At 57.0% G+C, this 1,453-nt stretch carries 1 protein-coding gene; it reads right to left on the bottom strand.

What is annotated here, in order from left to right:
* Window positions 1-266 precede the first annotated feature (266 nt).
* Window positions 267-1,325 carry an IS110 family transposase gene (locus GIB19_RS28050; RefSeq protein ID WP_274888847.1) on the bottom strand — a complete coding sequence of 353 codons (1,059 nt, stop codon included), beginning with the start codon at window positions 1,323-1,325 and terminating at the stop codon, window positions 267-269.
* Window positions 1,326-1,453: the final 128 nt, after the last annotated feature.

The following is a 1,453-nucleotide window of genomic DNA, read 5'->3' as shown; positions in this document are numbered from 1 at the left end:
AAGGCTGCTCCTATGTATGGACTCGCCCACACTGTCTAGCTGCTTTTGAACTTAGGAACCCGGTTGCATCTATGTATCAGGCCTATTCGAGGAAGCTTTTTGCTTCTGGCCAACATCGTGGTGAGCTCGCAGCGTGCCGTTTACATTGAGGCCATTACATCGGGCCTGTAGGAGCAGAGGCATCTGTCTGCGACGGTCTTACCAGGGGTCAATGTTCACTAGCAGGGGTTGGAGCGCTCGGCGCCCCGGTGGCATTGCTCGGTTGATCAGAGGCTCATAGCTGCCTCCGAGTTGCTGTTCGGTTTGCGCTGGTATACCTGATCGCTCTGCAACAAGGCCCAGATAATGCGCAGATTTCGATTAGCCAGTCTGATCGCCGCCTCCTTGCGTCCAAGGCGGGATAGCCAGCGCAAAAGGCGGTGATCGTCTGGCTGATCGGAATCAGGCCTTAGCTGACTCAAGACAGCATGCGCCCCCTGAATCATCAGGCTGCGTATGTAGCCATCACCTCGCTTGCTCATCCTGCCCAGCCTGATTTTGTTTCCGCTGCTGTGCTGGTCGGGCACGATACCGAAGAAGGCGGAATACATTCGGCCACTGGCGAAGCGGCTAGGCTCGGTCTGTTTCGCCACGATCGCCGTGGCAATGATTGGGCCCACGCCACGAATGGTGATCAGCCGCTGTGCGACCTCATCCTCCTGAGCTGTCGCTTCAAGCCGCCTACTCAGCGTCGCAATGCGTTCACCCAGAGAGAGCCAGTCAGTCAGCAGTTCATCGAGCAACTCGCGCAACAAGTCCGGCAGAGGTAAAGAGGCATCTTCAAGAGCCCGTGGCACATGCGTATTGATCGCCGCATCGCCTTGAGGCATGGAGACGCCATGCTCTAGCAGCAGGCCACGCATCTGATTGCCCAGCGCTGTATGCCGCTTGATGTTGCCGCGCCGGACACGGTGCAGCGCTTGAATAGCCAGTGCTGTAATACTCTTGATCGGGATTGAGGCAATACTGGTATCGCGACCGGCACGCAAAATGGCATGGGTGTCGTTACGGTCGTTCTTCGCGCCGCTGCGGTGTTCGGCAACGCGTTGCGCAGGCAGGATCCGAACCGGATTACCCTTGGCCTGCAGTAGTCTGGCCCAGGCTTGCGCACCTGGACCGCACTCCATTAAGACAGTCACCGTCACTGGCAGCTTGATTAAAAAATCATGGAAGTTTTGACGGGATTTGATGCGATCTTCGTAGATCACCCGACCGGTAGCATCCTCGCCTGCTAACTGGAAAACCTGTTTGGCCAGGTCTACGCAGAGGGTTGTGCAAAGCGCCACATCAGTGGAAGACAGGGGATCGTGCTTCGAACTATGCTTTTTCATGGTCTCGCCCTCGCTGCCGTTGGCTTTTATGAACGCCACCGTGGCACTGTGATGCCTCGGCGGGGGCGAGTCCATCGATTACA

Origin of the sequence: Pseudomonas sp. ITEM 17296 (genome assembly GCF_028895205.1) — a bacterium.
GTDB classification, from domain to species: Bacteria; Pseudomonadota; Gammaproteobacteria; order Pseudomonadales; family Pseudomonadaceae; genus Aquipseudomonas; species Aquipseudomonas kermanshahensis.
Note: the sequence above shows the minus strand (reverse complement) of the source record. Positions and strands in the feature narration are given on the sequence as shown.